Raw genomic sequence first — 1,855 nt, 5'->3', positions numbered from 1 at the left:
CGCTAGGCGGGAACCTCAGCGCGATTTGGGTCGCTAAACCCTCGGGAAACCCGTAGACGTTGGCGAAGCCTCTCCGTAGGAGATACGAAGCGAGGCGTGTCGCAGACGGAGCGCGCATCCGCTAAAACCTAAAGCCTAATTAACAGTAGCTTTAGCCGGAATCTTCGCCAATACTTCTTCCACACTTTCCCGACTAACTGGCTTAGGCAGATAATCATTAGCACCAGCCCGTTGAATGCCGTAGTTCATTTCCAGTGGAGTTTTTTTGCTGGAGCAGAAGAGGACATAGAGATCGGCAGTCTTGGGATTCATTCTCACTGCCCGCAAGAATTTGTAGCCATCTTGCTCTGGCATTACCACATCTAAAAATACAGCGTCGTAATCTCCATCCTCGATCGTTTGCATTGCCTCTTTGGTGCCATCGCAGCGATCGACTTTGTGTCCGACTGCTTCCAAGATTGACGTCAAAGCGTGGGCATCGACGGAGCTATCATCAATAATTAAAAAGTGCATATTTAGTTACCCGATTTATCTGTAGTTAAGTTGGCTGTTTAGTTCTGAGAATTAGCTGCCGATTCTGGAGTGCCGACTAACTCAATTAATAATTCCTCAAGTCGAGCTTGAAAATTACTCATATCCCCTGAATCCAAGGGCTTAGTCAAAAATTCGCACCCACTCCATTGTGCCCGCCAGCGATTGGAAAGCTTCTGTTCCCCAGTCAAAATTACCAGTGGAATCGTTGCCAATTGCGGTTGTTTGCGGATTTGTTTGACTAGCTCGAAGCCAGAAATACCCGGCATATTAATATCGATAAAAATTGCCGCTGGATCGACTTCGACGATAGTTGCTAGCGCGGTTTCCGACTCTTGGCAAGCGACGACTGGATAGCCCAACGCCCCTACCCAGTGCTGAAACTGGGACAAAATTATCGGCGAGTCATCAACAACCACAATCGGCGCGGGTGTATCTTTTTTGGGCGGCTGAAAACTAACCAATCCCACCCTGACGAATTTGGCAAACATTTCGGCAATTTCAAGTGTATCTTTGGCCATATCTTCAGCAATCGCAGTGAGTGTTTGCTGAGATTGGACGAGATTTTCAATTCGCTGCTGTTGTCCGGCTGGGAGATTGGCTTTGGTGAGTGCTGCTCGATTGAGGACGGGAATTAAATGAATCGAGGGCACTTGCTGTTGCAACTTTTCCCATTGCAACTGGCGTTGTTTGGCTTCATCAAGGACGATAATTGGGCTAAATCCCTCAATGGGTAATTGCAGATCCAAATCTGGAGCAGGAATGAATGTCGCTTTGCCACTACCCATGAGCACGTAGGTATCTAGATCGTTCAAAACTTTCATTTTCAAAGCTTTGATCAGTTGGGCATCGTTAATAATCCCAATCTGCTTCATCTTGGCTAATAATTGTACTGGCGTCCACGCTTCTTTTTCGGCAGTTACTTTAAGCTGCTCGAATCGCTCGCCTACCAATTCATTACGAGTGTGTAGCGTATAGCGATAGAGAATTTTCATCAAGCTCGGTACTGACAATAGGCGATTGCCAGAGTACAGAATTTGACCTTTGGCAATCGCCAAGTACCAATTGATAACTTGCTCTTTGTCTGCCAACCTGTCAAATTGATGCTCCCAATATCCAGTTCTGCCATTCTGCACATGCTTGAGCAGTTGTTCTGATAATTCTCTTGATTGGAAAGAGAACCGCTCGGTTGTGGCGATAAGTCGATTCATATTTCTAGTATTAACCTGTCCATATGCTTAGATTACCCAGCCAGGATCGAGATGTTGCCAATCTCGAAATTTTAATTTTCTTTTGTAGTTAGTCTCTGTAAAATTGCATCAAA

Annotated in this window: 2 protein-coding genes; both read right to left on the bottom strand. The window is 45.8% G+C overall.

Annotated elements, in window-relative coordinates; translation table 11 throughout:
- Nucleotides 1–135 precede the first annotated feature (135 nt).
- Nucleotides 136–513, bottom strand: coding sequence for a response regulator (locus RMO84_RS17710; protein WP_310489757.1), 378 nt, complete (start codon nt 511–513; stop codon nt 136–138).
- 38 nt (nt 514–551) lie between these two features.
- Nucleotides 552–1,742 carry a response regulator gene (locus RMO84_RS17705; RefSeq protein ID WP_310489756.1) on the bottom strand — a complete coding sequence of 397 codons (1,191 nt, stop codon included), beginning with the start codon at nt 1,740–1,742 and terminating at the stop codon, nt 552–554.
- Nucleotides 1,743–1,855 lie beyond the last annotated feature (113 nt).

The organism is Chamaesiphon sp. VAR_69_metabat_338 (assembly GCF_031423935.1).
Classification (GTDB): domain Bacteria; phylum Cyanobacteriota; class Cyanobacteriia; order Cyanobacteriales; family Chamaesiphonaceae; genus Chamaesiphon.
This window is presented reverse-complemented; position numbering and strand designations above follow the sequence as displayed.